The organism is Paraburkholderia guartelaensis, assembly GCF_004353905.1.
GTDB classification, from domain to species: Bacteria; Pseudomonadota; Gammaproteobacteria; order Burkholderiales; family Burkholderiaceae; genus Paraburkholderia; species Paraburkholderia guartelaensis.
On sequence record NZ_SMOD01000100.1, the window covers coordinates 1 to 6,340 of the forward strand.

Annotated in this window: 6 protein-coding genes; 1 reads left to right on the plus strand and 5 read right to left on the minus strand. The window is 55.9% G+C overall.

Features of this window, described 5'->3' with window-relative positions; genetic code table 11:
* The 4 genes from E1N52_RS42720 to E1N52_RS42735 all read right to left on the minus strand — a co-directional run.
* Positions 1–209: transposase (locus tag E1N52_RS42720; protein ID WP_165979562.1), on the minus strand; the 209-nt coding region annotated here is incomplete at its 3' end.
* A gap of 446 nt (positions 210–655) precedes the next feature.
* Entirely contained in the window at positions 656–1,348 is a 693-nt protein-coding gene (locus tag E1N52_RS42725) for an alpha/beta hydrolase (RefSeq protein ID WP_133191083.1), read from the minus strand.
* A 682-nt stretch (positions 1,349–2,030) separates the two neighbouring features.
* A complete protein-coding gene (locus E1N52_RS42730; RefSeq protein WP_133191085.1) occupies positions 2,031–3,083 on the minus strand; it encodes a porin in 1,053 nt (350 codons plus the stop codon).
* A gap of 296 nt (positions 3,084–3,379) precedes the next feature.
* Positions 3,380–4,405 (minus strand): carbon-nitrogen hydrolase family protein, encoded by a 1,026-nt coding sequence (locus tag E1N52_RS42735; protein WP_246089466.1) that lies wholly within the window; start codon positions 4,403–4,405, stop codon positions 3,380–3,382.
* A gap of 442 nt (positions 4,406–4,847) precedes the next feature.
* Between E1N52_RS42735 and E1N52_RS45195 the strand changes: the two genes are divergently transcribed.
* Positions 4,848–5,807: an AraC-like ligand-binding domain-containing protein gene (locus E1N52_RS45195; RefSeq protein ID WP_133191087.1), complete on the plus strand. Its 960-nt coding sequence runs from the start codon at positions 4,848–4,850 to the stop codon at positions 5,805–5,807.
* 298 nt (positions 5,808–6,105) lie between these two features.
* Here the strand turns inward: E1N52_RS45195 and E1N52_RS42745 are convergent.
* Positions 6,106–6,340: integrase core domain-containing protein (locus tag E1N52_RS42745; protein ID WP_133190276.1), on the minus strand; the 235-nt coding region annotated here is incomplete at its 5' end.

Consider the following 6,340-nt stretch of genomic DNA (forward strand, 5'->3'; position numbering starts at 1 on the left):
CCGTGCTGCATCTGCGGCTGATAGCGCGCGATCCAGCGGCGTAACTGGTTTGGATTGACGTCATGATCCATGGCGGCCCGCGCGATCGACACGCCGGGCCTCAGGCATAGCGCGACCAGTTCGCGTATGGCGTTCTCGTCAAATTCGCGCCGGCCATCCCGTTTCTGGCCAACAACCAGTCTGCTGCGGAGGTCTCGATTTGCGGTCATAGAGGTCTGAGTGCATGTGTCCACGCGGACACTTAGGTTCAGACCTTCAGCCACTCCATGGAAGGGCGTCGTTTATCGACCGCATACGACCACACAACTACAGAACGCCGCTAGCCAAGAGAGCAGATTCGCGCTCGCGACAAGCGTGGCCTGAGTGTCCAACAGAGACGCGATTTGTGTCAGCTCCAACTTGTCAATCACCACCATCAATTCCGTTCCTCGCTTCAGCGACTGCCGGCAACTCGGGCATGGACGACGCGGATCTCGTCCGAAGCAGCAGCCGATGATAGCCGCGGTGGCCTCAACGGGAGTCGCGGAGCGTCCCGCTGACCAACTCGTGAACACGCGGCTCAATGGCATAGCCAACGGCGATGAGAAACTGCGAGGGCTCGGCGGTTCTACGCACAGGCGATGTGGCCCATCAAGGCCACCCGCGAGCCTGCCGCTCAACAAAGACTGCGAGCTGCTTCATCAATCAGTTCCGCAACTTCAACGGGATGCGATGAAAGCGAGGCATGACTCGATGCAAGCGTGACAATCTTCTTAGCGCCGAGTCTGTACGCCATTCTCCGTTGATTGGCGGGATCGATCATCCTGTCGTCCGCAGAAATCTGATACCACGAAGGCTTGCTCCTCCATGCGGGGGAAGTGACAACGTCGCCAAAGGTCGCGGCGACCGGGGCTTTCTGAGTGACTCCCATCACGAACGCTTCGTCAGCCGAAATGTCTTGGCACATGCTCTCGTGGAATTTTTCGCGCTTAATCCACAAATAGCCATCGCTGTCCGGTATCAAATTTGGCCCAGCAATCGGCGGATGCAACTGCGTAATCGCGCCTAGGCTTTCGCCCGCATCGGGCGAGAACGCCGCAATGTACACCAACCCAACGACATTGCTCCAGTTACCGGCTTCTGTGATAACTGCGCCGCCGTACGAATGGCCGACGAGCAGCGCAGGACCATCAATCTGTGCAACCATTTTCCGAGTCCGTTCGACATCGTTTTCAAGCGAGGTCAGCGACAACTCTACCGCGTGCAGATCACTGTGTCCTTTGCGATACAGCTCGAGGATCACGTTGTTCCAATGCGCTGCTCCGGCCCAAAAGCCATGCACCAACACGATTGCCGGCTGTTTGCTCATATCCTGCCTCCGATTCTAAAATCGCACGCGTATTTAATACTGCCGCAGTGCGTTGGATAATATCGATCCGTATCGAGCAACATGCTGCGTGCGCTGCCCACTAACCTACCCCAACATCATTGCTCTATTCGAGACTGAGAGGAAGTAGCAGTTGATGAGCTTTTGATGGATGCAGTTCGCGCCCTAACAGGTCGCGGAAATACCCCCCGACGGGAAGCGGCCTTCCGCGATTTACGTGCCCGCCGTCGCCAAATCTTTCGCATTGTGCAATCCCAGCGCGAATAAACCTTTTTTGAGCGGTGTGAGGCCGACTTCTGGCCTCATTGCCGCCATTTCCCGGTGCTTATGGGCGGATTTGTGCCAGTGATCGCAGGCGCACAAGGTTGTAGATACCATGGAGCGGCCGCGGAAGTAAACCTCCTGGAGTAAAACGAGGATTCCGACACCCGCGTCGTTGACATTCGCTACGCACACCCTGCAAGCGGCGATGTGACTATGTATCTCGACAATCGATGCCTGAAGCCGGAGTCTATGACCAGCTGGCCATGCTGGCTGATGCTCCCGACCGTTTGACTACCACTCGCGGGCAGCTCGAAGAGAGACCGAGGATGCACTTAAGTCAGCCTTGCGATTGAGGCGCAATCGATATGTCGGGCTGCGGATTCCCGACACCTCTTTTGCATTAAAAGCGATGGCGCAATCCGACTCGCACAGCACTCTGCGTGTCTGAGCTGGACGGCGAGCCAAAGGCAGCCTCAACCTGCGCAGGATACGCGTGGTCGTGGCCAAGGACGCCAACAGCGTAGACGTCTGTTCGCTTTGACAGGATATAATCCGCGCCGAGGATGAACGTGTTGGCGCTCCCTAGGTCGTTATTTCTCCATTGTTGCGTGTAGCCGGCAGAGAGCGAAACATCCGGCCTAATGGAATACTGGACACCCGTCTCTAATGTGGTTGCACGAGGCTTCGTCGACGATGAAAGCGCAGCCGTAGCGACGTTCGCTACCACCTGAAAGGCTCCGATCGTGTAGTTTCCGCCGATAGCCCACACCGTTTCATTGGCACCTAATGCTTCGTTATGCTGGGAGAAGTACGAAGCCGAGCCGTTGAAATTTTTCTGGCTGTAGTTAATGATGAAGTTCATCACCTGATTGGTGCCGAGCGACCCCGCGACATTGCCAAAGGCGTACATGGCACCGGCACTTAACCCCCCGAAAGTGGGTGAGAGATACTTGACCGCGTTACTTACCTGGACGCCCCAAACCCGGTTGTCCAGAATATATCCACCCGAGGCATATGATGAGAGTCCCCATCCGAGAAGTCCCGCCGGCGTAATGACAGCATTCGAGTACATCGCGAACGTCTCACCGATGAAGTCGAAATCACGCCCCATAGTGAGTCGCCCCCACGGCCCTGACAACCCAACGTAAGCCTTGCGGTTGAACAGCGAGCCATTCGTGATAAGCGCCCCATTGGAAAGCTGAAATCCATTCTCAAGGTCGAAGATGGCGTGAGTACCGCCACCTAGGTCTTCGTCACCTTTGATACCCCACTGCGTGGGCTGTATGACCCCGTCCTGGAATTGAAGAGCGCTCCCGTGCCCGCTCGCGGTGGAGATATTACTGGTGTATGTGATACCCGCATCGAGCACGCCGTACAACGTCACGGAAGACTGAGCGTGTGCAGAGGCACAAATGAAGATTGCCAGTAATCCAGCCGAATCCTTGAATTTCATTTCCCACCCTATTCATTAGCATGACTTAACAACTATCACGGGTTTTGATTTACCCGCTTTTGTTAGAAAGATGACTGGCCAGCCGTTTCGACGTAGCTAGTTATCCTGTATGACTCACGTCGCGTAGCCGACTCAGGCAGGCATCGCATGTTTCCACGACCTGGCTGAATGAAACATCACACCACAGTTGTGTGGACGCTCCGCAGTGAACGCCGCAATGCCTTCACGCCGTATGTCGGAAATCGGTGAAGTCAGCGCGCGCATCGGTGCACGTCTGCGACTCCACCTTGCCAGCTTTACTTGGTACCATCGACAATGGGTCCGGTCGCTTCGCTCAAAGGGGCGGCCGGGCTCCTGGTGCTTTCCCTCAGCGCCTCCGGTTCAAAGCTTGCGACTACCGCTGACGGACTGCGATTGAACAGCAGGCAGAAGACGTCCGGACGAGAGTAGTGCCCGACTGGGTCGTATGCTGCCTTGGCAACACCAATCATGCCGAGGTCAACGTCAGCGTAGAGAATGCCTTCCTCCGTCTCGCCAAGCGGTTCACACAACGGAGCACCATCCGGTCCGTAAATCATGGCAAAACCACCACCTTCAGTCAGAAGGGCCGCCTTGCTCTCCGAGTCGATTAGCAAATCAATCATCCCCTTCGAGACGGTGGCACACGGCGCGAGAACATAGCACTGCCCCTCCAGGGCGTAGACCTGACTCGCCGCGTTGTTAGCTGCTGCGCTAAGCTGGTATGCGGCCCCGCGATAGACGGAAAAGCTCGGCCATGCCGCGACATGCACCTGTTCATGTTGGGAATACATTGCATACTTGGACAACGGCTGGATGTGCTCAGCGCAGCACAGTGCACCCAACCGTCCAATCGAAGTTTCATGCACCGCCAGATGACTGCCATCGCCTTCGCCATATACCGTACGTTCGGCGTGAGTCGGTTTCAGTTTTCGACGAGTAGCAACCAACTCGCCCTTGTCGTCAATAATTGCCTGCGCGATGTAGAGGGAGCCACCAGCCCGCTCTGAAAAACCCAAAACGACATGTATTTTGTACCTGGCGGCGGCTAGTCTGATTCGCTCGAACTGTTCACTGCCGACCTCAAGAGAGTTTTCGAAGTATCGCCGTACAAACTGCATACCCCACGCGGGTGAGTCCAGCCATATCCACCACGGGTAACCCGGCAACCATACTTCCGGGAAGGCAATCAAAGCAGCTCCAGCTTCCGATGCCTCCTCAATCAGCGCGATTGCTTTGTCCACGCCTCTTTCGAGGTCCAGGAATACAGGCGCAGCCTGGACCGCCGCGACCTTGTATTTCATTTCCATATAGCCTGACATCACACCTCCAAACAGTAATGAAACATCTGCCTGCAACCGACAGTCCGTATCCAGGACGACGCGGGCGAGTGACACCCATTGTCACCAGAACATCCCAAGCCAGACGCGCCAGTGAACTAGTTCGTCATACCTCGACCAAAGGCGCTCGGGCAAAACACCCTGTCGCCTCGATAACTGCTTATAGACAGCCTCTATAAATCGTGCCTTCCACTGCTTTTATCGCCACCACGCCGTCGATATCTGGCGCTATCGTATGCAGGCAAAAAAAGGCTCTCTTGCTTCTATCTCCCGGAACACTTGGATGCCCGTTTCATCTGTCACGTCTTCGAATATCCAGACAAAGGGTCTTGTCTAGTTCTCCCCAAATTCTGACCTTGGTATTCTTGGCGTAACGCTGCGTAGCGGACCAGTCAGGTTCTTCTCCATGAAAACATACTCTGTCAACGAATGCACTCCTAAAAATCAGAAGATTGAGGCATGGCTGCATCTCCTTCGTGAGATGTTTGTCAGGCTGCAGTACGTGCATTGCGACGAACCCTCTGATATAGCGCTGACTGCTAGCGTTGAGCAACGCGCGCTGTCCAATCTTGACGTCCACCTCGTATCCTCGACAAGGCAGTCTCTGAAACGCGTACCTCAGCGGGCAACCGACAACGAAGGTGAGTTTTTTCTTTTCGTTATGCAGGTAACGGGGACCGGCGAGGTAACACAGGACGACCGGCGGGTTGTTCTCACACCAGGGAATTTCACGATGTATGACACTACGCGTCCGTATGAGTTGGACTTCAGTGCAGCGTTCCAGCAAATGGTCATCAGCGTACCGCGAGACCAGCTATGCGTTCAGGTTCCTGGCGCGGAGAAGCTAACGGCATACCACGTTTCTGGCGAGCGCCCAATCGGACGCCTTCTGCGTGACATGGTGCACGGATTGTCTGCCGCCATAGATGAAGCGCAAAACGGTACGCAGCACCTCATATCTCAGGCCGTCGTCGACTTGATTGCCGCAAATCTTCGTATGCACCAGCCTGCTTGCGGGACGATGTCGTCGAAACTGAAGCGCTACCAGGAAACACGCGTGAAAGCGTTCATCAAGGAAAATGCAACCAATTCGGAACTGACAGTTTCGAAAGTTGCCGAAGCGTTAGATATGTCGGTGAGCGCCATCTACCGCGCCTTCGACGGTCAACACGTGTCAGTCGCCGAAACGATTTGGCTTGAACGACTTGCAGCCGCTAGCATGGCGCTTCGGGACCACACCCTCGCATCGAAGAGCATCAAGGAGATAGCGTTCGACTCCGGGTTTTCTGAGGCCGCGCATTTCAGCCGGGCGTTTCGTCAACGGTTCGGTGTGACGCCGCGCGAGTTTCGTGCAAGCGGTAGTTGAGGCATCTGGCCGTCATGACACCCGGCGGCGGATGTTTGGTCGGCAACGAAAGCCTCAACGCGGCTTCCGGCTGCGATGTCACCCGGGAGGTTTGGGTCGTGGTGTGCATCTGGTTCCGGGCACAGAGCGGTCGTTCTCGCTGCGATGACAATCGTTATTCCGCCCCAAACCTCTCTTATCGATAGAGAACAGCGCGAGCGCTTCCGTGGGTCATACTCGCATTGCGTTTCTCACCACAGAGGTGGTGCCGCTTGTTCGGACAGGGTCCCGCGATTTTTAAGTGGAACGTCCGGGGCGATCATGCTGCCGATTTGATCGCTGGCAGCGTCGCGAAGTATGCCTCATCGGGCGTCTGATCCGCCAGACTCGAATGAGGACGTTTGCGGTTGTACAGCTCAATGTATTGGCCAATGGAGCGCCGGGCGTGGCTGACCGACTCGTAGGCTCTCAAATAAATCTCTTCGTACTTGATGCTGCGCCACACGCGCTCGACAAACACGTTGTCGCGCCAGGCGCCTTTGCCGTCCATCGAC

What these genes read in the sequence shown, in the direction of transcription:
- E1N52_RS42735 (WP_246089466.1), bottom strand. Translation starts at nt 4,405, where the DNA reads ATGAAATACAAGGTCGCGGCGGTCCAGGCTGCGCCTGTATTCCTGGAC.
- E1N52_RS42725 (WP_133191083.1), bottom strand. Translation starts at nt 1,348, where the DNA reads ATGAGCAAACAGCCGGCAATCGTGTTGGTGCATGGCTTTTGGGCCGGA.
- E1N52_RS45195 (WP_133191087.1), top strand. Translation starts at nt 4,848, where the DNA reads ATGAAAACATACTCTGTCAACGAATGCACTCCTAAAAATCAGAAGATT.
- E1N52_RS42730 (WP_133191085.1), bottom strand. Translation starts at nt 3,083, where the DNA reads ATGAAATTCAAGGATTCGGCTGGATTACTGGCAATCTTCATTTGTGCC.